Raw genomic sequence first — 26,744 nt, forward strand, 5'->3', positions numbered from 1 at the left:
ATGTCATGGGATGTCATCGGATGTCGTCGGCGCCTATCCCCGTCTGCGCGCTCTGCTCTCTGCTCTCTGCCATCAGGTCTGCCGCCGTGGCTTCGGTCTCATCTGCGCTCATCTGCTCGCGTCGGCGCAGCAGCGCGTACTGCTGTAACAAGTCGTGGAGCTGATAGCGCCCGCCGGGCCTGCGCTGGACGAAATTGGCTGTGGCGAGGCTCTCCAGATTCCGGGCCGTAAGGGGGACCGGTACCCGCATCAACACCGCCACCGCCTCCGGCGTGAAATCCGGGCCGGGGACGAGTCCCGCCATGTGGAATGTCCGCTGAACCGTCGGCGGAAGCTTCGCGTACGACAGGTCGAACGACGCCCTCGCCGTCACCTCGTCGCCCTCGGCGGCCAGCGAGTCCAGCAGATTGCCGGAGCGGAACTTCCGGACGTAGGACTCCACATCAAGCTGGCTCCCGCTGACCAGATTGGCGGCTGCGATGCGCAGCGCCAGCGGCAGATGGCCGCACAGCTCCGCCAGCCGGTGGACCGCGTCGAGCTGCCCTGCGACCACGTCCTCGCCCAGGAGCCGAGCCAGGAGGTCGAGGGCCGCGTCCGGGGGAAGAACCCCCAGGGGCACCAGGTGTGCGTCGTTCGTCACGATCAGGCTGCGCAGCTCATGCCGGCTGGTGACGATCACCGCGCTGCCGGGGCTGCCCGGCAACAGTGGCCTGACCTGCTCGGCACTGGCCGCGTCGTCCAGCACCACCAGCACCTGCCTACCGTCCAGGAGTGCCCGGTAGACCGCGGCCTGCTCGTCCTGCTCCGTCGGGACCTGTGCGGGCGGGACGCCGAGCGCGCGCAGGAAGCCGGCCAGTACGCGCGTCATGGGCCGTGGCGCCTGCTCCGAGCAGCCCCGCAGATCGGCGAACAGCTGGCCGTCGGGAAACCGCGCGCGCAGCTGCCGGGCGACGAAGGCCGCCAGCGAGGTCTTCCCGACCCCGGGCGGCCCGCACAGCGTCACCACGGGCATGGCCACATCCGTGTCCCGCGCGACCAGCAATTCGCCGATGACATCCGCTTCTGCGGCTCGGCCCACGAAATCGGGTACCAGGGGGGCGACCTGAGAAGGCGTCGTCACGGTTGACGAATCCCGGGCTTCCGCGGTGAAATCGAGAGAGGGGTCGCGGGAGAGTATGGCCGAGTAAAGGGATTCCACCTCCTGCCCGGGGTCGATTCCCAGCCGGTCGGCGAGAAGGTCGCGCACGGCGCCATAGGCATCCATGGCCTCGGTCCATCTGCCGGACCGATAGAGGGCGAGCATGAGCTGAGCCCATATCTTTTCACGAAACGGATACTGCTCCGTCAGCTGACGCAGTGGGGCGATCAGGCCGCGGTGCCCGCCCTTGCGTAATACCACATCATTTCTCGCGGCCTCGATGTCCAGCTTGCGTTCTTGAAGTTGCGGGACTTCCACCCGGTGCAGGAACTCCGATTCGACATCCGCCAACGCGGGACCACGCCACTCGGCCAGCGCCTGGCCGAATGACGCCTCGGCGGTGTCCAGCTCGCCCGCCGCGGAAGCGGCCAGTCCCCGTGCGGCCAGGCACTCGAACCGTCCCAGGTCGAGGTCCTGGTCCGGGAGCCGCAGCACGTACCCGGTCGACGTCGTTCCGATCAGCCGCGGCTCGCCCAGCACCTGCCGCAACCGCATGACATACACGCGCAGCGCGGAGACCATTCGCCGCGGGACATCCTCTGACCAAGCACTCTGAGCCAACTCGTCGATCGAAACGGGTTGGTTGGCGCGCAACAGCAAGGCCGCGATCAGCGAGCGCTGCTTGGCGGCCGTGACGGGAACCGCGCATTCACCCCGATGTACTTGGAGTGACCCCAGTAAACGGAACCGGACTTTCGACTTCCCGGTGTCGGGCACCGCGCTGTCAGCCGCTGGACCTCGTTCCTTGCGAACCACTCAAGATCCCCCTCGTCTCTGCCTACCCCGACTCCAGGGGTGATATCAAGATCGCACTTCATCGACCCTAAGCCCGCCTTGCGCGCCGCCGTCAAAAAGATCGAGAAAAACCCGATCGCCGGGGTGTGGACTGATCGGGATGAGCAGGGATCGACGATCTTCAGCCAGCGGCGAACCAGCCGCGGGCGCGCAGGAGCCACTGGAATAGTTGACGCCCTCACCGTCGCACAGGTTGCGCGGTGAAACATGCCGTCGCTCGGTTGGCACACCTTCGGACCCGAGGGCGCGGCGCGGACGCTGCGTATGAGGACGGTGAGCATCGCGAACGCGGTGACCAAGGCGCTGATGACCTTCATGCCATCGTCGGGGGAGGAGATGTCGACCCACCGGAAGGCCAGCGGTGCGAAGATCGCTCCGCGTCGGATGCTGGCCAGGCCGCCTCAGCGCGGATCTTCGCCCACAGCAGCGCCCCTCCGGCCGGTGTCCAGTTCGGCCCACACGGTTTTGCCAACGGGCTGATGCGGCTCCGTTTCCCAACGGTCGGCGAGCGTGGCCACCAGGAGCAGGCCGCGCCCGGATTCGCGGTCTGGAGGTGGGGTCGGCTGGAGGGTGGGCAGTTTCTCACCCCGGGTGTCCGTGACCTCGATGCGGAGGGTTCCGGTGATGTTGTCGAGGGTGAGGGTGAGCCGGAAGTCCCGGCCCGGGACGCGCCCGTGCAGCGCCGCGTTGGATGCCAGCTCGGCCACGATCAGCTCGGCGCGTTCGGCGACATCGGGTGACACCGGCCAGGTGCGCAGCTGCTCGACGGCGAGTAGTCGGGCAAGCCGGGCCCCGCGCCGGGTGGAGGACAGGCGCTGGGTGAAGGTGTTGATCGCGGCGGGGAGTTGGGACGTCGTGCCTTGGTTCATGGGGTCACGATGATGGGTGCGCGGCGGACTTCGCGAGAGGCGCGCCCCGTACGCAGCGTCAGCGTACGGACACTTTCGGTGGACGGTACGGTGATCGGTCGGCCATTCTGGGTGGGTTGAGCGCGGGGGCCTCACACCTACGAATAGCTGGAGGTGGCCGCGTATGACGACCGACAATGGCGAATGGGAGCGGGAGCCCGACCCTTCGGACAGTTTGCGGGCCTTCGGGGCCGTCGTCCAGGCCCTGCGCGAGCACGCGGGTCTCAGCCGGGCTCAGTTCGGGGAGCTGGTCCGGTTCTCGAAGCACACCGTGGAGTCGGTGGAGCTGGGGCGGCGGATGCCCGACGAGTCGTTCGTGGAGCGGGCGGAGGGGGTGCTGGGGAACACGGGTGCGCTGCGGAAGGCGGCCCGGCATCTGACCCGGGGCGAGCCGGGGCTGGCGGCGTGGTTCCGTCGCTGGGCCCGGCTGGAGCGGGTGGCGGTGAGTCTGTGCATGTATGAGTGCAGGCTGGTGCCGGGGTTGTTGCAGTCGGAGGGGTACGTGCGGGCGGTGTTCGACAACAGTATCCCGCTGCTGACGAACGCCCAGTTGGAGGCCCAGGTCACGGCCCGGCTGGAGCGGCAGGAGATGCTGCGCGAGCGGCCGAGCGTCCCGTTCAGCTTCATCGTGGAGGAGTCCGTCTTCCGGCGGAGGCTCGGCGGCGTGGACGTGATGCGAGGCTTGCTCGATCATGTGCTGGAGCTCAGTGCGCCGCGCAACGTGTTCCTTCAACTCGTGCCGCTGGAGGCGGAGGTCCATGCGTGTCTGGATGGGCCTTTGCAGCTGTTGGAGACCCCGGAGGGGCGACGGCTTGCATACTCCGAGGGGCAGCAGAACGGGCGACTGATTGCTGACTCAAAGGAGGTGAGCCTCCTGCACCAGCGCTATGACACACTGCGCTCGCAGGCCCTGAACCCCAAAGACTCGTGGGGCCTGCTGGAGCGACTGCGAGGAGAGCTATGAGTAGCGCGGAACTCACTTGGTTCAAGTCCAGCTACAGCGGCACTCAGGGGGACAGCTGCGTCGAGGTGGCCGTCACCGAGGAGGCCATCCACGTGCGGGACTCCAAGGATGTGACCCGTCCCCACTTCACCGTCAGCCCTGACGGCTGGACCCAGTTCGTACGGTTCGCCGCGCACCGATGACCGCAGAGACCGGCACCCTGCAGCCCGTGGCCGACGGCGTGTACGGCTGGATCCAGCCGGACGGGTCGTGGTGGGTCAACAACGCGGGCGTCGTGGCCACGGACGACGGGGTCGTGCTCGTCGACACCTGCGCCACCGAGCGCCGCACCCGGAATCTGCTCCGCGCGGTCGATGAGGCCACCGACGGGGCGCCGGTGCGGTACGCGGTCAACACGCATCTGCACGGTGACCACACCCATGGCAACAGCCTGCTGCCCGAGACCACGGTGATCGTCGCGCATGAGGCGACCCGCGAGGGGATCCTCGCCGACACCGTGATCGACGGGTGTCCGCCCGCCTGGCATCCCGTCCCGGACTGGGGCGGGGTGACCCGCCGGGCGCCCGGGGTGACCTTCCGTACGGCGCTGACGCTGCATGTGGGGGAGCGGCGGATCGAGTTGCATCACCCCGGGTATGCCGCGCACACCCCGGGGGATGCCGTCGCGTGGCTTCCCGAGGAGCGTGTTCTGTTCGTCGGGGATCTTCTCTTCCACCAGGTCAATCCGCTGGTGTTCATGGGTTCCGTGGAGGGCGCGCTGCGCTCGCTCGACTGGATCGCGGCGTTCGAGCCCGAGCACGTCGTACCCGGGCACGGTCCGCTCATCGACGCGACCACGCTGCCCGAGGTGCTGGACACCCACCGGCGTTACTACCAGTTGGTGCTGGACACCGCAGAGGCGGGCCTGCGCGACGGGCTGACCCCGCTGGAGGCGGCGCGCGCGTGCTCGCTCGGCGGGTTCGCCGATCTGCCCGACGCCGAGCGCATCGTCCTCAACCTGCACCGTGCGTACGCGGATCGCGTCGGTGGCGACTTCGACCCCTTCGCGACGTTCGCCGACGCGATCGCCTACAACGGAGGGCCGCTGCCGACACGGGTCTGAGCGGATGCGTCAGGAAGCTGTCGAATGGTGGCAACTGGGGCAGCCGCATCGCATGGTTCTTCGGAGGGAGGGTAATCAGTGGGCGACCTCGGGGTCGATTCACTGGACCTATCCCTGGAGGAAACCCATGGAGATGCAGGCGAGATCGGACGAGACCGTCGAGAGCTACGAGCCGCCGGCCCTGGTGGCCGTGGGCGAGTTCTCGGAGGACACGCTGGGGTTCGGCCACCGGTACGAGGACGTGCTCGGTGAGCAGGGCTGGGGGTGAGGGTAACCCTCCGGACTGTTTGAGATGAGCGCCGGGTTTGTCGTCCTTCCGGACGTACCGGATACAGAGCTTTCGTTTGATACGTATCCCTTTGAGGCTCCTCGTTCCATACCGCACCCGTCAGGCCGACCATGGCTGGTGGGGCGGTGGGAGCCGGATGAGATCCGTCAGGTGGCGACCGGGCCCGTGCGACTGGTGGTGATCGGGTTCTGCCCGGTCACCACCGGCCGGCTCGAGGAGCTGTGCCGACGGGTGCGTACGCTGACCGACGTGGACGCCGTGGCACGGGCCCTGTCGGGGAGCTTCCATCTGATCGCCGCCGACGATGCCACGACACGTGTCCAGGGGAGCGTGACGGGCCTGCGCCAGGTGTTCCACACCCGGCTGGGCGAGGTGCCGATCGCCGCCGACCGGGCCGATCTGCTCGCGGTGATGACCGGGGCCGGAATCGACGCGGGGGCGCTGGCCGCCCGTGTCGTGTGTGGTGGCATGCTGCCGCCACCGCTCGGCGACCGGAGCGTGTGGGCGGGCGTGTCCACGGTGGCGCCCGACCACTGTCTGCTGCTGGAGCCGGGCCGGGCGCGCGAGGCGCGGTGGTGGCGGGCCCCCGATCCCGAACGCGGCCTGGAGGCGGGCGCGGCGGCTCTGCGAAGCGCGCTGATCAACGCCGTGGACGGGCGGTGGCGCCCAGAGGGCGGGCTCAGCGCGGACCTGTCCGGCGGCATGGACTCGACCTCACTAAGCTTCCTGGCCGCACGCCACACCCCCGAGCTACTGACCTTCCGTTGGGCCGAAGCCGAGGCGGGCAACGACGACGCCCACTTCGCCGTGCAGGCCGCAGGCTCGCTGCCCGACGCACACCATCTGGTGGTGGCTCAGGACGAGCTGCCACCGATCTTCACCGATCCCGGGGGCCTGGCCGACGCCGAACGGCCGTATTTGTTCCCGCGCACGCTGGCGCGGGTGCGGTACACCGCGCGGCTGCTCGCCGAGCACGGGTCCCGAGGGCATCTGGCCGGGCACGGAGCCGACGAGCTCTTCAGCGCGTTCCCCGGCTATCTGCACCGGCTGGCCCGCCGCCACCCCCTGACCGCGATCCGCCACCTGCGCGGACACCGCGCGCTCAGCCGCTGGCCGCGCGCCGCCGTCCTCGCCCAGCTGGTACGGGCGAGCAGCCCCGCCCAATGGTGGCTGACCCAGGCCGAGCAGCTGACCAGTCCGCCCCCGCCGCGCAGGGCCCCCGCGCTGGGCTGGGGTCTTTCCCCGCTGCGCGCCCCGGTCTGGGCGACCGACGACGCCGTGGCCGCCGCACGTGAGGCGCTGCGCGCCACCGCCGAGCACGCCGCCCCGTTCGCCGAGGACCGGGGCCAGCACCAGTACCTCACCGCACTGCGGATCACCGCGCCCGCGTACCGGCAGGTGTCCCGGCTGTTCGGGGCGGCGGGTGTGGCACTGCACCAGCCGTACCTGGACGACCGGGTGGTGGAGGCGGCGCTGGCGGTGCGGCTGCATGAGCGCGTCACGCCCTGGCGGTACAAGCCGCTCCTGGCGGAGTGCATGCGGGGGCTGGTGCCGGAGGTGGTGCTGGGCCGTACCACCAAGGGTGACTTCAGCGCCGACGTACGGGCCGGGCGGCAGCGCAACCTGTCCGCGCTGCTGGAGGTGTTCTCCGACTCGGTCCTGGCCGACATGGGCCTGGTGTCTCCCGAGGCGCTGCGCGCATACCTGCTGACACCGCATGCCGACATCTCCAGGGACATCACCACCGAGAAGCTTCTGGGCTGTGAGACCTGGGCCCGCGCGGCACTCAAACTTCAACCTCTTGGGAAGCGATGATGTCCCTGACGCTGCATCAGGACGTGTCCATGGCCGAGACCGACGACGGCGCCGTCCTGCTCCATCAGCGCACCGGCCGCTACTGGCAGCTCAACCCCACCGGTGTGCTGGTCCTGAAGACCCTGCTCGACGGCCGCACCGACGACCAGGCCGCGGACGAGCTCGCCGCCCGCCACCGCCTCGACTCCGAGGCGGCGCGGCGCGACGTGTCCCGGCTGGTGACACAGCTGCGCGCCGCCCGTCTGCTTGACGAGCCCCGATGAGCGCTCCCATGGCCCTGGCCGACCGGGACCGGCTGCCGCTGCACCGGCGGGTGATGCCATGGCTCGCCGTGGCCGTGGCCCGGCTGCTCGCGCGCGCCAAGCCGGCCCGGGTGCGCGCGGTGCTGGAGTTCTGGCGCCGTGGCGCCCGGCCCGCCACCGCCGAACAGGCCCTCGCCGCCCGGCGGGCCGTGGTGGCGGTGAGCCTGCGCTGTGCGGGCCAGGCCTGCCTGCAGCGGTCCATCGCGGCGGCTCTGCTGTGCCGGAGCCGGGGCGTGTGGCCGACCTGGTGCACGGGCGTGCGCACCAGCCCGTTCGAGGCGCACGCCTGGATCGAGGTCGCGGGCCGGCCCGTCGGAGAGCCCTACCCGGCGGGGCACTACCGGCCGCTGCTGTCCGTCGCCCCGGTGGCCCGGGGGCGGTCGTGAGTTTGTGGTGAGTATGAGACAGCGACACGCCATGACGTCGGCGTGTCGCTGTCTCATACTCACCACAAAGGGGCGGCTTGGAGCTACACGTTCGGCACCCGCAGCTTGTCCCAGCTCTTGCGGCCCGGGGTGCCGTCCGCGTCGTCGCCGGAGTACCCCAGCTTGCGCTGCCACGCCGCGTACGACTTGCGGTCCGCCTCGGTCCACTCCGGGCTCGGCCCCTCCTCGTACCGCCCGCAGCCCTCGGCGACCAGACGCTTGCCCATCGCCGTGATGATCTTGCTCTCGCGGCCGTTCCGGAAGAACGCCGAGCCCGGGAAGGGCTCGTACGTCGCGGGCGGCTTGGGCTGCTGCGGGGCGGGGCCGTCCGGCTTGGCGCCCAGGCGCTTGGCGATGCGCGAGCGCATGGTGTCCATCGAGAAGCCGCGCGGGTCCACCTTGCCCGGCTGCCACTCCAGGTGGCCGATCACCGACCGCTGGGTCCAGCCATGGGCGCGGCAGATGGCCGCGGACACCTTCTCGATGGCCAGCTTCTGCGCCTCCGGCCAGGGGTCCTCGCCGTCGCCGAGGTTGATGCACTCGAAGCCGTAGAAGTGGCGGTTGCCATCCGTGTCGGCCTCGTTGTCGCGGGGCAGCGCGGTCTCGTTGATCACGGCGTTGAGCACGTCGCCGTCGCCGAGGCCGGCGTGGTTGGCGCGGCCGTTGCCGACCAGGTGGACCGCGCCCGACTTGTCGATGACGCCGTGGCACAGCGGTCCGGGCAGGGCCGAGTGCCCGTCGTAGCACAGCGCCACGGAGGAGTCCGTGCCCTTGGTCACGGTGTGGTGGATCATCACCCCGTTCACCGGGCCCCAGGGGCCCTTCGAGTTGCGGTTGTGGGTGCGCCAGCTGCGGTACTCGTGGACTTCCAGTCCCTCGTCGCGCAGGGCCTTGAGGAGGCGGTCGGCGGTCAGGGGAGTGGCCATCGTTGTGCTCCTTCAAAGGGGGTACGTGGTGATGTACGGACGTCGTGGGCGCGGGGCTCAAACCGGCCCCGGACCCGGCCTGCGGCTTCGTCCGGTACAACTGGTTCTCCGGCCACCGGTAAGCAGCGAGACCGAGGAGCAGGCCGCGAAGGAGGAGGACAGCCCGCGTGCGTCGGCATTCCCCCTCCATTCTCTGAGCTCATCAAGAGACGAGGGGAAGAAGTGAAGGGTACGCGAACGCGTCATCGCGGCGCGCACACTTTCTCCAACGCTTCCCCCGTCGCGCACCCTCGCGAAATCGGTGTCGCAAGGCCCAGCGCATGGCTTGCGACTCCTGACGCATGAGTGCTCATTGAGTTTCTTTCCCCACGTCAAGGCGGGGCAAGCCGGTGTTCCGGTCATTTCGCCGATTCCGGAATTCTAGATCGTTTTGCCTCGCTTCCACCTCGAACAAGGCATTGCCCTGCGGAAATGCCGCGCCAATTCGCGATCAAGAATCAAGCGGGCGCGGCGGCTGCGGCGGGAACGAGCCGAATGAGCGGACGCCTCGGCGCGCCGATTTGCGGTCCGGCGGAACGGGGGATAGCGCACCCGCGAACGGCATGCGGGCCCCCGGTCGGCGACCGGAGGCCCGCGGGCGTGGTGCGTGCGTGCAGGGCTACGAAAGCGCCTAGCCGAGCTTGGCGGAGATGATGGGCGCCAGGCGGTCGGCGATGGTGCGGTGGCCCTTGTCGTTGGGGTGGACGGAGTCGGAGAGCTCGTCGGAGGCGAGCCAGCCCGTGGTGTCGACGAAGGAGACCTTGGTGTCGCCGCCGCCGGTGGCGGCGGTCACGGCCGCCTGGGTCTCGGGGACGAAGCGGCCGCGGAAGGTCTCCAGGGCGAAGATCCAGGCGTTCGGATAGGCGGCGCGGACCTTGCGCAGCAGGCTGGAGTAGGCGGCCTGGAACTGCGCCGAGGTCACGCCGCGGCCCACGTCGTTGGTGCCGAGGTTGATGACCACCGCGTTCGCCTGGTAGCGGGAGAAGTCCCAGCCGGGCGTGGCGGCGTTCGGGTTCAGCTTGGTGAACTGCTGCTCCAGGCTCATACGGTCGTCCGCCGTGTCCACGAGTGCGGCGCCGCCCTGGGCGATCTGGGTGTGGTCGGCGCCGAGGCGCTCGCCGATCAGCCAGCCGTACGCGGTGCGCGCGTTCTGAGAGGTCGTGGTGCCGACCGTGATCGAGTCGCCGACGAATTCGATCAGTTTCTTCGGGGTGGGCGGTGTGAAGGTGGTGGCTCCGCTGTCCAGGGTCAGCCCCTGGAAGACCGCGTCACCGTGGTAGGAGCCCGCGACCACCTGGTAGTTGACCTGCAGGGTGTGGTTTCCGGCGGACAGCGGGGTCGGGGTCAGGTTCACCGTGCCCTTGGCCTCGTCGAAGAACCTGGCGGGGCCGCCGTCGATGCTGGCCCACAGGTCGATCGCGTTGCGCTGCTTGAGCTTGACGGTGCGGCCGGTGAAGCCGGTACGGAAGTACGCGCCCGCCCAGTAGGGGGTGTAGGCGGTGGTGGAGCTCTTGGTGTCCCAGCGGCCGTAGAATTTGACGTTGGGGTCGCCCGGAGCCCCGGGTGCGGCGGCCGCGGTCTTGGTGGCGGCGGCGTTGGTGGCGGAGGCGTTGGTGGTGGCGGCGCCCAGCTTCGCGGAGACGATCGGGGCGAGGCGGTTTGCGAACTTGGTGTGGCCGGACTCGTTGGGGTGCCCGTTGCCGTCCTCGTAGTCCGTGCCGTCGGTGAGCCAGCCCGTGGTGTCGACGTAGGTGACCTTGGCGTCCCCGGCGCTGGTACGGGCGCTGACGGCGGCCTTGGTCTCGGTCACATAGCGCTTCTTGAGGGTCTGGAGCGCGAAGAGGAACGCGTTCGGGTACTTGGCGCGGATGTCGCGCAGGAGGTTGGTGTACGCCGCCTGGAACTCGGCGCCCGTGACGCCGTGCCCGATGTCGTTGGTGCCGAGGTTGATGACGACGGCGTTCGCCTGGTAGCGGGAGAAGTCCCAGTTCTGGTCACCGGTGGAGGCGGTCTTGAAGAACTGGGTGGCCAGCCCCGTGCAGCCGTCCTTGCCGACCAGGCAGTAGCCCGAGCGGGCGATCTGGGTGTGCCGCATGCCCAGTTTCTCGCCGGTCTTCCAGCCGTACGAGTCGAGCGCGAGCCGGTCGGTCAGGGCGCCGGCGGTGATGGAGTCCCCGACGAACTCGATGAGCTTTGACGGGACTTGCTGGCCGATCGTGCCCGCGCCCGAGTCCAGGACGAGGCCCTGGAAGACGGTGTCGCCCGAGCGGTAGGAGATCCGGAGGGTGTGGTTTCCCTGGGAGAGGGGCCGCGGGGTGAGGTTGACGGTGCCCTTGACACCCGCGTAGAAGACGTCGGCGCCGCCGTCGACGCTGACGTAGAAGTTCACCGCGTTGCGGGCCTTGACCTTCACGGTCGTCCCGGTGAACGCCGTCTGGAGGTAGCCGCCGGTCCAGTTGGGCACGGCGGCGGTGCCCGAGCTCACGTCCCAGCGGCCGACGTAGGAGATGTTCGGGTCGGTCACCGAGCCGTTGCCCAGAGCCGTGGCGGGCTGAGCCTGGGCGGCGTGGGCCCGGGCGCCGCCCAGGCTCAGCCCCCAGACCAGCAGGGATGTGGTCATGACAAGCAGAAGCATCGCGCGTGCCGCCTGTGCGGCCGTGCGGGCGGGGGTTCTCCTGGTGGCCCTGGTACTTCTGGTGGGGGGTGCGGTCGGCGGCATGGGTGGCCGTCCTCTCTGTGGGCGGGTGCGGGTACCGGCCCGGGAACCTCCTCGGGAGCGCTCCCATCGCGGGCGCGCCCACGATGGAAGCGTTGAATCGGTTCAACGTCAAGAGGAGCGGTCAGGTTCGAAAATTCCCGTCGAAAGTTCCAGCCGAAAGACCGTCAAAAAGTTTCGTCAGGACTGCCGATGACGTCCCGGACGGTCTCGACGATCTCCGGCACCGCCCCCGCGGGGGCCGGATCAAGCGCCACCTGGCGCTCGAACTCGGCCAGTGCCTCTCGCATCATGTGCGGCTGTCGCACGAAGGCGAGCTGTACGAGCTCGGCCCCACGGTCGACATAGTCCCGCTCGCCGTTCTCCAGGGCGGTGACCAGGTCCCACATCAGGCCGACCGCCTCGCTCGCGTCCTGCGGTGAGTGCATGAACGTCCTCCGCTGGTCCCGTGACTCACATACGGTCCCGTTCCTCGGACTGAGAGTGTCCCGCCTCATCCCGGTGGACGCAGCCGTCATGCGATAAGCGACAACCCACGTCGTGCTTCGACCGGTTTCGGCTCGTGGGCCGTCCGCCGTCGCCCGCTCCTGCCGCCGCCGCTGACCGGGGCGGCGGCCGCGGAGCCATGCGGCGGGTGCTACCAGCGCGGGAAGGACGGAGTGACCCAGCCGGGGTCGACGACACGCATGGCCGCGGCGTCGTCGCGGTCGCGCATGGTGCCGTCGTCGTCCAGCCACCGCTGGTGGAGGGCGGCGAGCCTGTCCCGGTCGAGTGCGATGCCCAGGCCCGGTGCGTCGGACACGTCCAGTCCGCCGTCGAGGAAGGTGAGCCGCTCGGTGACGACGTCCTCGGTCTGCCAGGGGTAGTGGCTGTCGCAGGCGTAGTCCAGGTTGGCCACCGTCGAGGCCACGTGGGTCATGGCGGCCAGGCTGATGCCCAGGTGGGTGTTGGAGTGCATGGACAGACCCACCCCGAACGTACGGCAGATCGCGGCCAGTTCGCGGGTGTTGCGCAGCCCGCCCCAGTAATGGTGGTCGGAGAGCACCACCTGGACCGCGTTCCGGGCGAAGGCCTCGCGGATCTCGCCGAACGTGGTCACGCACATGTTGGTGGCCAGCGGCACCCCGGCCGCGGCGGCGACCTCGGCCATCCGGCCGGTGCCCGTGGTCGGGTCCTCGAGGTATTCCAGGACATCGCCCAGCGCCCCGGCGACCTTCAGGGAGGTCTCCACCGACCAGGCGCCGTTGGGGTCGAGTCGCAGCGGCTGCCCGGGGAACCGCTCGGCCAGCGCCCGGATCGCGGCGATTTCCTGGTCCGGCTCGAACACCCCGCCCTTGAGCTTGAAGGAGGCGAAGCCGTAGTCCCGGGCGAAGCGCTCGGCCTGCGCGACCACGCCCGCCGGGTCGAGCGCCGCGCCCCAGTCGTCCGGCTCGCCCGCGCCGCCCGGGTGCTCGGCCCAGCGGTAGAACAGATACGCGCTGTACTCGACGCGGTCGCGGACCTTGCCGCCCAGCAGCGCGTGCACCGGCATTCCGACGGACTGCCCCCACGCGTCCAGGCACGCCACCTCGAACCCGGAGAGGATCGACAGCCGCAGCTTGTCCGCGGTCTGCACCCCGCGCTGCCCGCCGACGTCCACCGCGTTCTCGACCTGGGCGGAGTCCACCGCGACCTCGTCGGCCAGCGTGAACAGCGCGTTCAGATCATTGACCGCGCGCCCTTGGAGCTTGTCGGCCAGCGGCCGTGCCAGCGCCAGATACTTGCTGTCGCCGTACGTCTCGCCGAGGCCCGTCACTCCGCCGGCCGTGACCACTTGGATGATCAGCCGGGGTGTGTACGGCTGGTGCACGCCCTGGGTGTTCAGCAGCGGCGGGTCGGCCACCAGGACCGGTGTCAGCCGGACCTCGCTGATGGTCAGGTCCGGTGTGTCGGTCGTGGGGGCCGTCATGGCGTCTCCCTATGTGGATGTCATCTACGTATGAAGATGGAGTGAGGGAGAGGCTAGAGAGAGGGGCAGGGGGGCGTCAATACCCGCGACACCCGCGACACCCGCGACACCCGCGAGGCTTCGCGGCAGCGGTGGCCGCGTCGTGCGCGCGCGATGCGCCGTTTACGATCTGACCCATGTCCGATACCGGCGGCGTACGCGAAGTGAAGTCCGCGGCCCGCGCTGTGGAGCTGCTGGAACTGCTCGCCGCGCGCGGCGACCGCCCGGCCCGGCTGCGTGAGCTCGCCGACGAGCTCGGCGTGCCGCGCAGCAGCATGTACGCGCTCCTGCAGACGCTGATCGACCGCGGCTGGGTGCGCACCGACGCCACCGGCTCGCTCTACGGCATCGGCATCCGCGCCCTGCTCACCGGCACCAACTACCTCGACAGCGACCCGCGCGTGCGCACCGCGCGGCCCTACCTCGACGAGGCGTCCGACGCGCTCGGCGAGACCATCCACTTCGCCCGGCTCGATGGTGGCGACGTCGTCTATCTCGCCACCCGCGAGTCGCATGAGTACCTGCGCTCTTTCAGCCGGGTCGGCCGCAGGCTCCCCGCGTACGCCGGGGCGCTCGGCAAGGCCCTCCTCGCCGAGCGGGCGGAGCGCGAGCTCCCCCTGCCCGACGGCCCCTGGGAACGGCTGACGCCCAACACCCACACCGACCGCGCTTCGCTGGCCGCGGACCTGGCGCAAGTGCGGGAGCGGGGCTACGCGATCGACCGGGAGGAGGGCGTGGTGGGCATCGCGGGCTTCGGCTTCACCCTGCGGTACGACTCGCCCGCCGTCGACGCGATCAGCTGCTCGGTGCCGACGGCCCGGCTGACCGAGGAGCACGAGCGGCGGATCGTCACCGTCATGCGCGAGATCCGCGGCCGGATCGAAGCCGCGGCGCCCGGCGCCGCGGGGGCGGCCCCTCAGTGGCGTTAGCCGTGCCCTTTTCCCCGGCCGGTAGGCTGCCGCCTCATGACTGCGGGAAATCCGAACGCCCCATTGCTGCGCGCCAATAGTTTACTGGCCACCTGTGAGTATTACCTCAGGCATTCTGACGGCGAGCGGGAGATTCCCGGATTGCTGGCCGATGCCGGGCACTGCTGCGGCGAGGCCGAGGAAGCGGCGGCCCCCGGAGATGAGGAAGCCGCCGCCACCCTTGCCATCCTGCGCTCGATCGCCGCGACGTTCGCCCTGCGGCATGCCGCGTTGTTCACGGTGGCGTGTGATTTCGATGATGTCGACGGCACTTTGCTGGGCGGTATGGGGAAGTACGACAAGGCCGGCGTGAGCGGCCCCCTCGCCACGCAGGCGATCCAGGCGGCGCGAGCGGCCCTCGACGCCGACCCCGCGGATCCCCTCGTGCCGTTGTACCTGGGGCATGCGCTCACCTGGTCGGGGGATCGCGACGGTGCCGTCGCGGCCTACGAGGAGGCGATACGTCGGGATCCTGGGGATCGATGTGCGCGGTCCAACCTGAGGTACCTCGAAGCGGCGCATGGCCGTCGGCCGTCGCCGAGCGGGATGAGCCACGGGCGTCATGATTTTGCCTTGCTGCGTTGGGGCTTGTGGATTTCCAACAACGACTGGGACACCGGCTTTCTGCTGTTCAGCTCTGTCGCTGAGGCGCGTGCTCACGTCGATGAGAAGTTCATGGGCTCTCTCCCCCTCCCGGATCACGGGGACGAAGAGGAGTGGGACGAGGGGGAATTGGACGAGGAGGAATGGGACGAGGACGAGGGCGAGGACGAGGGGGCGAAGCAGACGCTCTTGCAGATTCATCGGCCCGGGCAGCGCATCGCCGAGTACGACCTGAACGCTCGAACGCGAGCCGAGCCGGGCGGCAAGCCCGTGCGCATCGACTGGTCCGGTATCCCGGTGGACGAGCGGTGGGAGTCGCCGCTTCCGCCAGGACGCCCACTCCGGATCGACGGCCGTGTGTGTTTCTGCGGTGCTCCTGAGTAGCCAGCCGCAGGGCTGGGACGCGCATCAAGTTTCGATGCGTGTCGAAGTTTGACAGTCGTCGTACCTTCCGCTTGGGTGGGACCCGGCGGCGCGGCCTCGCGTCGCCATCGCCGATCGGAACGGGGATGTGCGGTGGCCAGAACAGTGCGGTTCCATGAATATGGCGGGCCCGAGGTGCTGCGGCTGGAGGACGTGGAGGTTGGCGACCCCGGCCCGGGAGAGCTGTTGATCCGCGTGGACGCGATCGGTCTCAACCGCGCCGAAGGGCTCTTCCGCGGCGACCACTACATCGAGCCCGTCAAGGAGTTCCCCGCCCGGCTCGGCACCGAGGCCGCGGGAGTGGTCGAGGCTGTCGGCGCGCGGGTGACGGGGTTTGAGATCGGCCAGTCGGTCAGCGTGGTGCCCGCGTTCTCGATGAATGACTATGGCGTCTACGCCGAGCGCGCGATCGTCCCCGCGGCCGCGGTGGTGCACCGCCCTGATGGGCTCGACGCGGTGGCGGGCGCGGCGGTGTGGATGCCGTATCTGACGGCCTATGGGGCGCTGGTGGACGTCGGCGGGATGCGTGCGGGCGACACGGTCGTGCTGACCGCGGCCTCCAGCAGCGTGGGCCTGGCCGCGATCCAGATCGCCCGGCGCGTCGGGGCAGTGCCCATCGCCACCACGCGCAGCAGCGCCAAGAAGGACGCACTGCTCAAGGCGGGGGCGGCCGAAGTGATTGTCACTGGCGAGGAGGACATCGCTGATCGCGTCCGCGGCCTGACCGGAGGGCGTGGCGCCGAGTTCGTCTTCGACGCCGTCGCCGGTCCGGGCGTGGTGGACCTGGCCAGGGCGGTCGCCCCCGGCGGCACGCTCTTTCTGTACGGGGCGCTGAGCGGCGAGGCGACCCCCTATCCGGGGTTCGACCTCGGCATGCCCGCGCTCAACATGCGCACGTACACCGTCACCCGTGAGCTGACGGCGGACCCGGAGCGGCTGCGCCGGGCAGAGGCATTCGTCTCCTCCGGCCTGCGCACTGGGGCCTTCCAGCCCGTCGTGGACCGCACCTTCGCGCTGGACGAGATCGTCGAAGCGCACCGGTACATGGAGGCGGGCGCGCAGGTGGGCAAGATCGTCGTCACCGTCGATCACTGACGGCTCATCCACCGGCGGCCTCAGCGGTCACGCCCGGCGTCCGTATGCCGATACCAGTGCGTGGATTGACGGTCGCCGGGGTGGCCTGGGGGTCACGGGCGGTCAGCGCTCGGACTGCGGGGTCTCCGTGGGCCGGCGTGGACCGCCAGCCCGGTGGTCGGGAAGTTCGGTCGGGTGGGGAGGCGCTCGCGCCCGTGGCCGGTGTACTCCAGGAAGCTGCGCAGCAGGTGGGCGCGGACGAACCATTCCGGATCGGCTATCAGCCGTACCCGCTGGGGCGGGATCCACGTGTGGATCGCGCGCGAAGAAGCCGCGGGTGTAGGTGTCGGGGTGCTTGATCGCGGCCTCGACCACGGCGTCGGGCAGGACCCGGTCCCGGCACAGCACCATCCGTACGGCAGGTGAGCCCTCGGCGGCGGTCACTCGAACCAGCGCTGCGGGCTCGGCGCCGTGTTGCGCCAGATGTGCTTGGTCTCCTGGTACTCGGCCAGTCCCGTCCGGCCCAACTCCCGCCCCATGCCGGACTGCTTCATTCCGCCCCACTCGGCCTGAGCGACATAGGGGTGGAAGTCGTTGACCCACACCGTCCCGGCGCGCAGCCGCTGCGCCATCCGGTGCGCCCTGGCCGCGTCCTGTGTCCACACGGCCGCGGCCAGGCCGTAGACGGTGTCATTGGCCAGCGCGAGCGCCTCGTCCTCGTCGCGGAACCGCTCGACCGTCAGCACCGGGCCGAACGACTCCTCCTGGACGACGGACATGTCCGGGGTGCAGTCGTCCAGCACGGTCGGCAGGTAGTAGTAGCCGTCCTCCAGGGTCGGGTCGGCCGGTGGCGTGCCGCCGCAGCGCAGCACCGCGCCCTCGTCCAGCCCGGCCGCCACATACATCGCGACCTTCTCGCGGTGCTCGGCGGAGATCAGCGGGCCGGCGCGGGTGTTCTCGTCGAACGGGCCGCCGAGCCGGATCCTGCGGGCGCGGTGGACGACCTCGTCGACGAAGGCGTCGTGCAGTTCCTGCTGGACGAGGAGCCGGGCGCCGGCCGAACAGACCTGTCCGGAGTGCAGAAAAACGCCGGTCAGGGCGTGGTCGACGGCGGCGTCGAAATCGGCGTCGGCGAACACCACATTGGGGTTCTTGCCGCCCAGCTCCAGGGCGAGCTTCTTGACCGTGGGCGCGGCGGCGGCCATGATCCACCGCCCGGTGAGCACGCCGCCGGTGAACGACACCATGTCCACCCGTTCGTCCGTGGCCAGGGGCGCGCCCACCATCGACCCGGCGCCCAGTACGAGATTGGCGGCGCCCGCCGGCAGCCCGGCCTCTGCCAGCAGCCGCATCAGGCCGATCGCGGAGTGCGGGGTCAGTTCGCTGGGCTTGAGGACGAAGGTGTCGCCGGCGGCGAGCGCGGGGGCGACCTTCCAGCCGGTTTGCAGCAGCGGGTAGTTCCAGGGGGTGATCAAGGAGCAGACGCCGACCGGCTCGTGCACGATCCTGCTGTCGATCTCGGGGCGGCCCGCCTCGACGACCCGGTCCGCCCCGTCGGCCGCCGCCAGATCACCGAACCAGCGGAAGCAGGCGGCGACATCGTCGAGGTCGTACTCGCTCTCGACCAGCCGCTTTCCGGTGTCCATCGACTCGGCGCGGGCCAGCTCGGCCTTGTCACGCAGCAGCAGGTCGGCGACGCGCAGCAGCAGCCCGCCCCGCTCCGCGGCGGGGGCCCGGGGCCACGGGCCGCGGTCGAACGCGTCCCGGGCGGCCTCCACCGCGGCAAAGGCGTCCTTCGGTCCGGCCTCGTCGACCGTGCCGACCAGCGTGCCGTCCGCGGGGGAGTGGATCTCCCGCACGTGTCCGTCGAGAGCGGCGGTCCACTGGCCACCGATGAACAGGTCCGGCATGGGATGCCTCCGGACTCGGAGGGACGGTGCGCATACCCGCGGCGGGGCACATAACCCGTACATACCGAGCCTAAGCGGCGCCTCCCGGCCTCGCACAATGTGTGATGGGCATCCCGCCCGGCCTGGGTGGTGTACGCGTACACCACAATCCCTGCCATGGTCCGTGATCCGCAAACCCCGCACGCCCTCGCCGACGAGCTGCTCGCCGCCCTCGATCCGCTGCCCTACCCGCGCCGGATGCGGGAGTTGGCCCTGCGGGCGAGGGCGGCGAGCGCGCACGGACAACTGGCGGGGCTGCTCGAAGAACTGTCGGGGCGCGGCCGGTACGAGCGGGCGCTGGCCGCGGTGGCCGCCGCGGTCGGCGGCCGAACCGACTATCTGGATCGACGGCTGGCCGATCCCGACCCCGTCGTACGCGGCCACGCCCTCAAGGCCGCGCGCCGCGGACAGCTCACGGACGCCGCGCTGGAGGCGGCCTTCGAGGACGCCCCCGCTGCCGTGCGGCGCCAGCTGGCCCGTACCGTCGTCGCCGGGCGGCGCACCGCGCTCGCCGACCGGCTCGTCGACCCCCTGCGGGAGCGGTGGGGCGACGCCGAGGCGGCCCGGCTGCTGCCCGCCTGCGGGCCCGAGACCGTCGCCCGGCTGCTCCCGGGCCTCTTCCACGCCGTCGGCAGCTGGCGCGCTCTCGCCTCCCGCCACCCCGCGGCGGTGCTCGAGGAGGCCGAGCGGCAGCTGGCCGCGCTCCCCGAGGCGCTGCGCGGCGACTGGTGGTTCCGCCACGCCCCCTGCGTCGCGCTCGCGGCGCCCGCCGAGCCGCAGCGGGTCCTCGGGCTGCTGGAACGGCTGTGCCACAGCGCGCTGCCGCTTCCCGTGCGGCACCGGCTGGGCGCGCTGGCCGCCGCCGAGCCCGGCCGTACGATACGGCTCCTCCTGGCATCCGAACACGCCGGAGTCCTGCGCGGGCGGGGCCTGGAGCGGGCCGCGCTGCGGCGCCTTGTCCGCGCGGACCCGCCCGAACTGGCCGACCTGGCCCGGGCGCTGGGCCACGACGCCCAGGCCCTGTCCCGGCTGCTGGCCGCCCTGCCGCCCGCCCGCCGCCCCGGCTTCTTCGACGCGGCCGTCGCCGAACGCGACCTGAGCCGCGCCGATGTGGAGCCCGCCCTGCTCGAGGTGCTGCCCCGGCCGCGCCGGGAGGCGGAGGCGCGCCGGATGGCCACGCAGGCGCGTGAGCGCGGCGCGCCGTGGACCACGGTGCTGGAGTCGGTCGCGTATCTGCCGGTCGAGGAGGCGCGCGACGAACTGCTGCGGGCCGTCCGTCGCTCCTCGGCCGAAGACCGCGCGCTGGCCTACCCGCTCCTCGTACGCAACACCGCCCGCTCCGGCGACCCGGACGCGGTCACCTCGCTGCTGGCCCTGCTGGAGCGGCTGCGCAACGAGCAGGACCCGGTGCGGTCGACCGCGCTGCGCGCACTGGCCGGAACGCACCCCTCCCTCTTCCTCGACGCCGCCGCGGAACACCTGGACCGGATCGCCACCGACGCCATCGAGGCACGCGACTCCTCGCCCGCGACCCGGCAGGCCCTGCGCCTCTTGGCCGTCGCCCTCCTGCGGGAACACGCGGTCTCCGGCCGACGGGAGCTGATCGGCTGGGCGCTGCGCACCGTAACCCGGCTCGCCGGAAACGTCGGCCGCACCGACCTGGGCCGGCTCGACCACACCCTGCGGCGCGGCCAGGAGCAGGCGGTCTTCGAGGCGCTGCGGCCATGGCTGGAGGCGGGCGCCGACCGGGTCGACCACGAGCTGACCTTCGCCCTCGCCCGCTCGCTCGGGCGCCGTGCGCACGCCATGCCGGAGCTGCAGGAACTGCTGCGGCAGGCCATTCAGTTCGGCAGCAACGCGACGATCCGCACGGCCGTGGGGCTGTGGCTGGACGACCCCGCGCGGCGTGACGAGCGGGTCGCCGAACTGCTCGCGCTGGAGCCCTCGGCGGCCGTGCTGCCGCCCGTCCTCGCGGTGCTGACGCACCGCCGGACCGACCTGCTGGACCTCGTGCTGGACGACACCCCTCCCTACGGCCGCTTTCTGACGCCCGACAGCCACTGGACACCCCCGGTCGACCACGGCACCGGCCGCTGGCTGCCCCGCCAGCGAGCCGCCGCGGCCCGGATCCTCGCCCGCGCCGCCGCCGACGGCTCGCTGCGCACGGACCAGCGCACGGCGGCGATCGCCGCCGCCGCGCGCATCCCCGACTACGGCACCGAGGCCGCCCTGGCCTGGACCGACTCCGACGACGTGATTCTGGCGGAGGCCGCCCTCGCCGCCCTGGCCTGGACCGACCGCCCGGGTGACCACCTTCCCCTGCTGCTCGCCCACGCGGGCGGCGACCGGGCGCGGGTGGCGGTCTACGCGGGCACGAGGGCGTCCCAGTATGTGGCGCCGTCGCGACTGGAGGGGCTGCTGCGCGGGGTGCTCGCGCCGGGGGAGGGAACGGGCGCCGCGGGCGCAGCCGTGCCCGCGAAGGTCACCAGCCGGAAGGAGGCCGCGCGGCTGGCCGCCACCCGGCTGCCGACCCCCGACGCCGCCGCGCTGCTCGCCGACGCGTACGACGCGCCGGGCCAGCACCGTGACGTGCGGGCGGCCTGCGTGGCCTTCGCGACCGGGCTGCTCGGCCACGAGTCCGCCTGGGAGCTGCTGTCGGCCGCCGCTCGCGGGCGGCGCGAGCTGCGGTGGGCCGTGCTGCGCACCCGCCCGCTGGACCTGCCCGAACTCCACCGGGTCCGCTACGCCCGCCTCGTACGGGACGTGTGCGACACCGACGACCCCGAGGTCGCCCGGGCGGGCCACGCCGCGCTCGCCACCTGGTCCCCCTGGGCGCCGGACGCGGCGGCGGTGCTGGTGGCCGCCGCCACCGACCTGGACGACCGGGCCGGCTGGCAGTCCGCCGCCGACGCGCTGATCGACCTGATGGCCGCCGTCCCCGACGGCATGCCCGAGGACAACCCCCTGGCCTGGGTCCTCGCGGCCCTCGCCGCCACCGACGCCCACCCGCAGGCGCCCGACGCCGAACCGGACCGCGACCGCCCCGCCCGCCGCCGCATCCGGCGCATCACCGCCAGGCTGGCCCAGCACAGCCGGATGCGGCCGGGCACGATGCGGCCCGTGGCGACCGCGGCGGCCGAACTCCTCGCGGGCTACGAGCCCTTCGTCATGGACGCCGCCCATGTGCTCGTCAACGCCGTCGATCTGGACGCCGAGCCCGGTGTACTCACCGCCGCACTCGCCCGGCTGGCCCGCCTGCACGCCACCCGGCCCGCGCTCGCGGCCCATACCGCCGACGCCCTGCACCAGAGGCTGCGCACCGCCGCGCGGCCCGGCCGGGGCGAGGCCCTGCTGCGGGCCGCGCGGGACCTCGGCGACGACGGGGCACTCGCCTCCGGGCTGTTCGCCGTCACCCTCACCGACGTGGGCGGCGCGCGGACGGAATGGGCGGAGCCCTGGCGGATCCGGCTGCGCGCGCTGCGCCGACACCCGCAGCCGGATGTCCGCGATGCCGCGCTGTCCCTGGCGACCGCGCAGGAATAAGGGACGGCGGCCGTGCGGGAGTGAGCGCTCACGAGCATGACGCCTAATCATTCCGGCGCCAGACCTGTTCCTCGAACTGATAGCCGTACTCCGGCCGCCCCTTGACGCCGCTGGTGCGGAACGGCGCGCCGTGGTCGTCGATCCGTATCGTCCCCTCGCGGTCGCCGCTGGTCCAGTCGAGCTCCAGATACCAGCTGCAGGCGCAGCCGGACGTCCGGGCGTTGACCAACAGCACCTCCGGGTCCGTGTCGGACACGCGATACGGAAAGCGGACAGCGGGGATCGGCTCGCCCGCGTCGTTGCCGTCCGTCGGAACGGCCAAGGGGCGGGCGGCGTCCAGGTTGACGGAGAAGGCGCGCGGGGTCAGGGAGCCGCCGCAGCCGTTCTCCATCGCGAAGGAAGTCCAGGGCAGTGGGGTGCGCCGCCCCACCACCCGGACGTGCAGGGCCTGCAGCACGACGGCAGACTCGGAGCGGCCCTTCACCGTCATCTCGACGTTCGTGGTACCGCCGTGCACCGCGCCATGGGCGGACGCCCAGGCCGCGGCGTCCTGCTCGACGGGCGGCGGGGCGACCTGGGACGGGGAGCGATTGATGAGGTAGCGGTGATCGCAGCCGTTCTCCCAGACGTGGGAGCGGGTGCTGACGGTGAGCGGGGTGCCGCTGCCCGGCTTGTCGTCCCGGCCGCCGCCGGAGCCGCCGTCGCTGGATCCGCCCTGCCTCGGCGACGCGGAGGCGGACGCGCCGCCGCGCCGCCCGCCGCCCCCGGGCGAGGCCGACTCACGTCCGGCTGCCGAATCGTCCTTCTTGAGCTCGCCCCGCGCGGTGGGCCGGGCCGACGGTGCGGTGCCGGACGCGGAGGGCGCGGGGGACGCGGGGGACGAAGGGGACGTGGCGGCCTCCTCCCGCTCGCCCCCGGTGGTCGACCGCACCTCCACGGCAGTGAGGGCGAGAACGGCTGCCGCGGCCGCCCCGAGCATCAGCCCCCACGGTCGGCTCCGTAATGCGCGGAGCCCGACCGGCCGCCTCCCGGCGTCATCCGCCGCCGGCACGGGCCGCAACGGTCCGCGCCCCGCCGCGCCCCGGGTCCTTCCCGCAGTCCCTGTCGCTCGGCCGCCCGGACCATCGGGCGCGACGCGGCCGCCCTGCCGATCGGTCCGCGCCGCGTCATCCCCCTCCGCACGCCGTCCGCCGTCGACACCCGACCGCCGCCGCTCGACCGACGGATCATCACCCTCGCGCGCCGCCGCCCCCGGGCCGACACCGCCCGCGGACTCCCCCGCTGCCGCGCCGTTGGCGGTGAGGGCCGCGTTGGTGCGGTCTCGGGGTGTGCCTTCTCCGAGGGGGTGGTCTGCTGGGGCGAGGGGATGCGGAGTCTCTCCGGGCTCGTCGCGGCCGACGTCGGCCGCGCCCTCGGCGGCGAAGGCCACCGCGGTACAGCCCCGGGAAGCGTCTGTCCCCACGGTGGCGTCCCCCACCGCGTCCCCCGCATCGCTCCGGCGGGCCCGCGACGAATCGGCCGCCGTTGGGGACGAGGGGTCCCGTCGCCCAGCGGGCATCGCCGGGCCGTCCGCCGGACCGTCGGCCGCGCCCGCTCGCTCCGCCCCGCACGGCTCGCCGCGGGTGCCGGCCGCCGATAGCCGCCCCTCATCGCCGCCTGCAGCGGCTGCCTGACCCGCCGCGTCGTGGTGGTCGGCGGCGAGCCCCGCCGCGTTCTGCTGTGTGTCGGCCTGCCCCGCGGGGTCGGGGGTGCGGGCGGCCTGTGTCGCGTGGTGGCGCGGATCGGCGGCCTGACCCGCCTCGCGGGCGTCGGCGGTGGACCCTGCCGCCTCGCGGGCTCCGGCGGCCTGCGTCGCCGGGGCGGGAGGGCCGACGACCCGTCCCGCCGGACCGGGTGTCCCGACGGCCTGCGCCGCCGGGCCGCGCCTGGCGGCGGCATGCCCCGACGCGCCGTCCGGCGCGGTCGCTCGCCCGGTCCCGCCCCGGCCGGAGGCCGACCGTCTCGCCGCGTCCGCCAGGATCCACCGGCGGTGCAAGGCGATCAGCTCCTCCGGCGTCGCTTCGCACAGCCGCGCGAAGCGCTCCACCGCCGCGTACTCCGCCGGCACCGCGTCGCCGTTGCAATAACGGTGCAGCGTCGACGTGCTGACGTGCAGTCGCGCGGCCAGCATGCCGTAGCTGCGGCCCGCACGGTCCTTCAGCCCGCGCAGATTCTCCGCGAACTCCGTGATCTCTTCCCCGCTGCTCACCTGAACCACCCCCCACGATTTCATACACCGCCACCCGCGCTCAGGTTCCACCGTCCCGCGAGCGCGTTCCAGGCCTTTGTCATTCCCCCAAGTCAGCGTACGTGTAGGCATTCCAGCGTCCCGGATGCCACGCCACCCGTAGCGGCCGTGCACGGCGGCCCCCACGCTGGGAACCAGCCGCCGCGACTGCCGTGGCGCGCCACAGACTCGGACCGCACTGACCCGGTCCGCGCAGATCCGGTCCGCACAGACACGGGCCGAAGAGACGGGAAACACCTCATGCACAGGCACAAGCACAAGCGCTCCCGCCCCGCCGGCCTCGGCGCCCTCGCCGCCCTCGGCGCGGTCACCGCGGCCGCCGTGGCCTTCGTCGGGACCGGACCGGCCCAGGCGAGCGTCCAGGCGGTTCCGGCCCACCTGGTGCCCAAGGAACTGCCACCGCACCCGACGTCGGACTGGTACGCGAGCGACGTCACCAAGGGTCTGCCGGAGAACGGTCCGTTCTGCGCCGAGCACACGCTGCCTTCGGCGGGGGCCACCCACCGGACGTTCTGGACCGAGTACGACACGAACGCGAGCCAGGTCGTCGTCAGGACCGGGACCGTGGACGCCGCCCGCAAGCTCGCCGCGGCCGCCGAGAAGAAGATCCGGAACTGCGCCGCCGACTGGGAGCGGGCCCACCCGGAGGGCACCGCCTCCTGGCGGGACTACGGAGCGGTCCAGGCCGAGGACGGGGCCCATGTCTACGGCGTCCACACCTCGTACCCGGATTCGGAGCCGGGCATCCACCTCTTCGGGGTGGGCCGCGACGGACGGACCGTGACCATCGTGCGGTGGGGCGAGATGGGCGGCTATGACCAGGCCCCGGTGGCCGACTTCAAGCGGACCACGACGACCGCGGTCGTCAAGCTCTACCAGGAGTAGCGCTCAGGGGGAGCAGCCACCGCAAGCGGCGCTCGCCCGGAGGCACCGCGCATCAAGGGGACCGTGTCCGGCTGTGCCGGCTACGCGCGCGCAAGGGGGGCGCGCGTCGTCGGCACGCTGGTGAGTGCGGTGACGGCCGTCGCCGCCCACGGTTCTCGGGAGGCGGGCGCCTCCGGGCGTGCGGCGTGGTGCGCTCGCGGTACGAGCCGGTGAGTGGGGGTGTCGTGCAGGGATGCCTGGGGGTACTGAGGAGGTCGTGGTCGTCGAGGCAGTGCGTACGCACCCGCCTCGACGCGGCCCGCGGACGCCGAACCGTAGACGCCGAACCGCGGGTGCCGATTCACGGTCGCAGATCCCCGGAGGCTCCCCGTGCCCAACGGCTCCCTCTCACTCGCCGCCAAGCTCTATCTGCTGGCCTGGGACCCCCGGACCGGCCTGCCCGCCGACCCCGACCATCTGCCGTATCTGGTGCGGGCCGGGGCCCTCACCGAGCTCACGCAGTGCGGGATGCTGGCCGATGAGGACGGCGTGGCGCTGCCGGTCGCCGACGCGGACGCGGTGGCGGGGATGCGGGAGGACGCGGTGCGGCTGCTGCGCGGCGGGCAGGGCGTGTCGGAGGTGTCCGCCGGGGACGCGGCGCTCGTCGCCCTTGCGGCGGCGGGCGAGCTGCGGACCGTCGTGACGGCCGCCGACGCCAGGGCGCACAAGACGCGGATCGCCGAGCTGGCGCGGCGCAGCGGCCAGGTGGGGCCCGCCTTGGAGAAGGCGATCGGTCAGGTGCGGTCGGCGGTGGCGGTCGCGGTCACCGGGGTGGCACTGTCGGGCACGATGGCGGCGGCCGGCTGAGAGGCGGCCGGCTGAGGAGCGGCGCCGGGCGCGGCGGGCACCGCCGGTCGCCCTGCCCCCTCAGGCCTCCCGCAGCAGCACGGCCAGGTCGTGGTCGAGGTCCAGCCGCGCGCTCTCGCTGCCCTCGGGTACGAGGGCGTACGAGCGGTCGAGGAAGAGCTGGAGATCGTCGGTGTCGAACTGGACCATGGCCATGCCCTCGGGGGCGTGGAACTCCAGGACGGTGCGGTGCGGGCCGCAGGGCCACACCTGCACGTCGCCGCTCCCCGCCGGGCCCCGCAGCCCGGCGGTCAGCAGCTCACGCCCGAAGGTCCACTCCACCGCCTCCCCGTCCAGGGACGCGGTGGGCGGGAAGGAGACGCGCACGGCGAACGGGTCCTCGCGTTCGTAGCGCAGGCATGCGGGGATGGCGCGTGCCTCGGGCGTCGACGCGATGAGGCGGGCCTGGACGGCTTGATCGATGACTGTGGTGGTCACAACGCCTGCTCCCTTGCGATCGGTGCGGGTCCTTGCCTCTCTACGCCTTTAAGACGTCTGGGCGATGACCCCAGTGCACCCGCGGCGGACGTGACGTGTGTCACGACCATATTTTCGGGTGGAGATGCGACATTTAGGCTTGCGGAATCCACGCAAAGTCTCAGGTGCCGTGCTGAGCTGTTACAAAACCGCGGCTCCGGCGAGGCATCACTTCAGGGGTTGT

At 71.9% G+C, this 26,744-nt stretch carries 22 protein-coding genes; 13 read left to right on the top strand and 9 right to left on the bottom strand.

Going from position 1 to position 26,744, the window contains the following annotated elements; genetic code table 11:
• Window positions 1–13: 13 nt before the first annotated feature.
• Both PV419_RS43935 and PV419_RS43940 read right to left on the bottom strand, forming a co-directional pair.
• Window positions 14–1,915 (bottom strand): AfsR/SARP family transcriptional regulator, encoded by a 1,902-nt coding sequence (locus tag PV419_RS43935; protein ID WP_319698717.1) that lies wholly within the window; start codon window positions 1,913–1,915, stop codon window positions 14–16.
• Between the two features lie 479 nt (window positions 1,916–2,394).
• Window positions 2,395–2,862 carry an ATP-binding protein gene (locus PV419_RS43940; RefSeq protein ID WP_319698719.1) on the bottom strand — a complete coding sequence of 156 codons (468 nt, stop codon included), beginning with the start codon at window positions 2,860–2,862 and terminating at the stop codon, window positions 2,395–2,397.
• A gap of 163 nt (window positions 2,863–3,025) precedes the next feature.
• Here PV419_RS43940 and PV419_RS43945 point away from each other — a divergent pair, with 163 nt between their 5' ends.
• From PV419_RS43945 to PV419_RS43975, 7 genes are all read left to right on the top strand, one after another.
• Window positions 3,026–3,865: a helix-turn-helix transcriptional regulator gene (locus tag PV419_RS43945; RefSeq protein ID WP_319698722.1), complete on the top strand. Its 840-nt coding sequence runs from the start codon at window positions 3,026–3,028 to the stop codon at window positions 3,863–3,865.
• Complete coding sequence (locus PV419_RS43950; protein WP_319698724.1) at window positions 3,862–4,047, top strand: DUF397 domain-containing protein; 186 nt, start codon at window positions 3,862–3,864, stop codon at window positions 4,045–4,047. Before PV419_RS43945 ends, PV419_RS43950 begins: the two co-directional genes overlap by 4 nt.
• A complete protein-coding gene (locus PV419_RS43955; protein WP_319698725.1) occupies window positions 4,044–4,967 on the top strand; it encodes an MBL fold metallo-hydrolase in 924 nt (307 codons plus the stop codon). Before PV419_RS43950 ends, PV419_RS43955 begins: the two co-directional genes overlap by 4 nt.
• A gap of 127 nt (window positions 4,968–5,094) precedes the next feature.
• Complete coding sequence (locus PV419_RS43960) at window positions 5,095–5,235, top strand: lasso RiPP family leader peptide-containing protein (RefSeq protein ID WP_014175268.1); 141 nt, start codon at window positions 5,095–5,097, stop codon at window positions 5,233–5,235.
• A 171-nt stretch (window positions 5,236–5,406) separates the two neighbouring features.
• On the top strand, window positions 5,407–7,071 hold the full coding sequence (locus PV419_RS43965) for an asparagine synthase-related protein (RefSeq protein ID WP_319698727.1): 1,665 nt from the start codon (window positions 5,407–5,409) through the stop codon (window positions 7,069–7,071).
• Window positions 7,071–7,334 carry a lasso peptide biosynthesis PqqD family chaperone gene (locus tag PV419_RS43970; RefSeq protein WP_319698729.1) on the top strand — a complete coding sequence of 88 codons (264 nt, stop codon included), beginning with the start codon at window positions 7,071–7,073 and terminating at the stop codon, window positions 7,332–7,334. The genes PV419_RS43965 and PV419_RS43970 overlap by 1 nt, the downstream gene beginning before the upstream one ends.
• Window positions 7,331–7,759, top strand: coding sequence for a lasso peptide biosynthesis B2 protein (locus PV419_RS43975; protein WP_319698731.1), 429 nt, complete (start codon window positions 7,331–7,333; stop codon window positions 7,757–7,759). Before PV419_RS43970 ends, PV419_RS43975 begins: the two co-directional genes overlap by 4 nt.
• 83 nt (window positions 7,760–7,842) lie before the next feature.
• On the opposite strand, the gene PV419_RS43980 is transcribed toward PV419_RS43975, so the two are convergent.
• The 4 genes from PV419_RS43980 to PV419_RS43995 form a co-directional block, all read right to left on the bottom strand.
• Window positions 7,843–8,724 (bottom strand): peptidoglycan-binding protein, encoded by an 882-nt coding sequence (locus PV419_RS43980; RefSeq protein WP_319698733.1) that lies wholly within the window; start codon window positions 8,722–8,724, stop codon window positions 7,843–7,845.
• A gap of 670 nt (window positions 8,725–9,394) precedes the next feature.
• Complete coding sequence (locus PV419_RS43985; RefSeq protein ID WP_319698735.1) at window positions 9,395–11,383, bottom strand: GDSL-type esterase/lipase family protein; 1,989 nt, start codon at window positions 11,381–11,383, stop codon at window positions 9,395–9,397.
• Window positions 11,384–11,646: 263 nt separating this feature from the next.
• Window positions 11,647–11,907, bottom strand: coding sequence for a hypothetical protein (locus PV419_RS43990; protein WP_319698737.1), 261 nt, complete (start codon window positions 11,905–11,907; stop codon window positions 11,647–11,649).
• Between the two features lie 209 nt (window positions 11,908–12,116).
• Window positions 12,117–13,427 carry a glucarate dehydratase family protein gene (locus PV419_RS43995; RefSeq protein WP_319698738.1) on the bottom strand — a complete coding sequence of 437 codons (1,311 nt, stop codon included), beginning with the start codon at window positions 13,425–13,427 and terminating at the stop codon, window positions 12,117–12,119.
• 176 nt (window positions 13,428–13,603) lie between these two features.
• Here PV419_RS43995 and PV419_RS44000 point away from each other — a divergent pair, with 176 nt between their 5' ends.
• The 3 genes from PV419_RS44000 to PV419_RS44010 all read left to right on the top strand — a co-directional run bounded on the left by PV419_RS44000 (window position 13,604) and on the right by PV419_RS44010 (window position 16,555).
• The gene (locus tag PV419_RS44000; RefSeq protein ID WP_319698740.1) at window positions 13,604–14,395 is read left to right on the top strand and encodes an IclR family transcriptional regulator; all 792 of its coding nucleotides are present in this window, start codon (window positions 13,604–13,606) and stop codon (window positions 14,393–14,395) included.
• Between the two features lie 36 nt (window positions 14,396–14,431).
• Window positions 14,432–15,421 (top strand): hypothetical protein, encoded by a 990-nt coding sequence (locus PV419_RS44005; protein ID WP_319698741.1) that lies wholly within the window; start codon window positions 14,432–14,434, stop codon window positions 15,419–15,421.
• 132 nt (window positions 15,422–15,553) lie between these two features.
• Window positions 15,554–16,555, top strand: a complete 1,002-nt coding sequence (locus PV419_RS44010; RefSeq protein WP_319698742.1) for a zinc-dependent alcohol dehydrogenase family protein — start codon at window positions 15,554–15,556, stop codon at window positions 16,553–16,555.
• 419 nt (window positions 16,556–16,974) lie between these two features.
• Here the strand turns inward: PV419_RS44010 and PV419_RS44015 are convergent, their stop codons facing one another.
• Window positions 16,975–18,444: an aldehyde dehydrogenase family protein gene (locus PV419_RS44015; RefSeq protein WP_319698743.1), complete on the bottom strand. Its 1,470-nt coding sequence runs from the start codon at window positions 18,442–18,444 to the stop codon at window positions 16,975–16,977.
• A gap of 156 nt (window positions 18,445–18,600) precedes the next feature.
• Here PV419_RS44015 and PV419_RS44020 point away from each other — a divergent pair, with 156 nt between their 5' ends.
• Window positions 18,601–22,026 (top strand): hypothetical protein, encoded by a 3,426-nt coding sequence (locus PV419_RS44020; protein WP_319698744.1) that lies wholly within the window; start codon window positions 18,601–18,603, stop codon window positions 22,024–22,026.
• 43 nt (window positions 22,027–22,069) lie between these two features.
• On the opposite strand, the gene PV419_RS44025 is transcribed toward PV419_RS44020, so the two are convergent.
• Entirely contained in the window at window positions 22,070–24,274 is a 2,205-nt protein-coding gene (locus PV419_RS44025) for a helix-turn-helix domain-containing protein (protein WP_319698746.1), read from the bottom strand.
• A gap of 279 nt (window positions 24,275–24,553) precedes the next feature.
• Here PV419_RS44025 and PV419_RS44030 point away from each other — a divergent pair, with 279 nt between their 5' ends.
• Window positions 24,554–25,198 carry a hypothetical protein gene (locus tag PV419_RS44030; RefSeq protein WP_319698748.1) on the top strand — a complete coding sequence of 215 codons (645 nt, stop codon included), beginning with the start codon at window positions 24,554–24,556 and terminating at the stop codon, window positions 25,196–25,198.
• Window positions 25,199–25,567: 369 nt separating this feature from the next.
• A complete protein-coding gene (locus PV419_RS44035) occupies window positions 25,568–26,044 on the top strand; it encodes a GPP34 family phosphoprotein (protein ID WP_319698749.1) in 477 nt (158 codons plus the stop codon).
• A gap of 60 nt (window positions 26,045–26,104) precedes the next feature.
• Here the strand turns inward: PV419_RS44035 and PV419_RS44040 are convergent, their stop codons facing one another.
• Complete coding sequence (locus PV419_RS44040) at window positions 26,105–26,521, bottom strand: SsgA family sporulation/cell division regulator (protein WP_319698750.1); 417 nt, start codon at window positions 26,519–26,521, stop codon at window positions 26,105–26,107.
• Window positions 26,522–26,744: the final 223 nt, after the last annotated feature.

Source organism: Streptomyces sp. ME19-01-6, from assembly GCF_033793745.1.
In the GTDB taxonomy this organism is placed as follows: Bacteria; Actinomycetota; Actinomycetes; order Streptomycetales; family Streptomycetaceae; genus Streptomyces.

What these genes read in the sequence shown, in the direction of transcription:
- PV419_RS43940 (WP_319698719.1), bottom strand. Translation starts at nt 2,862, where the DNA reads ATGAACCAAGGCACGACGTCCCAACTCCCCGCCGCGATCAACACCTTC.
- PV419_RS43945 (WP_319698722.1), top strand. Translation starts at nt 3,026, where the DNA reads ATGACGACCGACAATGGCGAATGGGAGCGGGAGCCCGACCCTTCGGAC.
- PV419_RS43950 (WP_319698724.1), top strand. Translation starts at nt 3,862, where the DNA reads ATGAGTAGCGCGGAACTCACTTGGTTCAAGTCCAGCTACAGCGGCACT.
- PV419_RS43955 (WP_319698725.1), top strand. Translation starts at nt 4,044, where the DNA reads ATGACCGCAGAGACCGGCACCCTGCAGCCCGTGGCCGACGGCGTGTAC.
- PV419_RS43960 (WP_014175268.1), top strand. Translation starts at nt 5,095, where the DNA reads ATGGAGATGCAGGCGAGATCGGACGAGACCGTCGAGAGCTACGAGCCG.
- PV419_RS43970 (WP_319698729.1), top strand. Translation starts at nt 7,071, where the DNA reads ATGTCCCTGACGCTGCATCAGGACGTGTCCATGGCCGAGACCGACGAC.
- PV419_RS43975 (WP_319698731.1), top strand. Translation starts at nt 7,331, where the DNA reads ATGAGCGCTCCCATGGCCCTGGCCGACCGGGACCGGCTGCCGCTGCAC.
- PV419_RS43980 (WP_319698733.1), bottom strand. Translation starts at nt 8,724, where the DNA reads ATGGCCACTCCCCTGACCGCCGACCGCCTCCTCAAGGCCCTGCGCGAC.
- PV419_RS43985 (WP_319698735.1), bottom strand. Translation starts at nt 11,383, where the DNA reads ATGACCACATCCCTGCTGGTCTGGGGGCTGAGCCTGGGCGGCGCCCGG.
- PV419_RS43990 (WP_319698737.1), bottom strand. Translation starts at nt 11,907, where the DNA reads ATGCACTCACCGCAGGACGCGAGCGAGGCGGTCGGCCTGATGTGGGAC.
- PV419_RS43995 (WP_319698738.1), bottom strand. Translation starts at nt 13,427, where the DNA reads ATGACGGCCCCCACGACCGACACACCGGACCTGACCATCAGCGAGGTC.
- PV419_RS44000 (WP_319698740.1), top strand. Translation starts at nt 13,604, where the DNA reads ATGTCCGATACCGGCGGCGTACGCGAAGTGAAGTCCGCGGCCCGCGCT.
- PV419_RS44005 (WP_319698741.1), top strand. Translation starts at nt 14,432, where the DNA reads ATGACTGCGGGAAATCCGAACGCCCCATTGCTGCGCGCCAATAGTTTA.
- PV419_RS44015 (WP_319698743.1), bottom strand. Translation starts at nt 18,444, where the DNA reads ATGCCGGACCTGTTCATCGGTGGCCAGTGGACCGCCGCTCTCGACGGA.
- PV419_RS44020 (WP_319698744.1), top strand. Translation starts at nt 18,601, where the DNA reads ATGGTCCGTGATCCGCAAACCCCGCACGCCCTCGCCGACGAGCTGCTC.
- PV419_RS44030 (WP_319698748.1), top strand. Translation starts at nt 24,554, where the DNA reads ATGCACAGGCACAAGCACAAGCGCTCCCGCCCCGCCGGCCTCGGCGCC.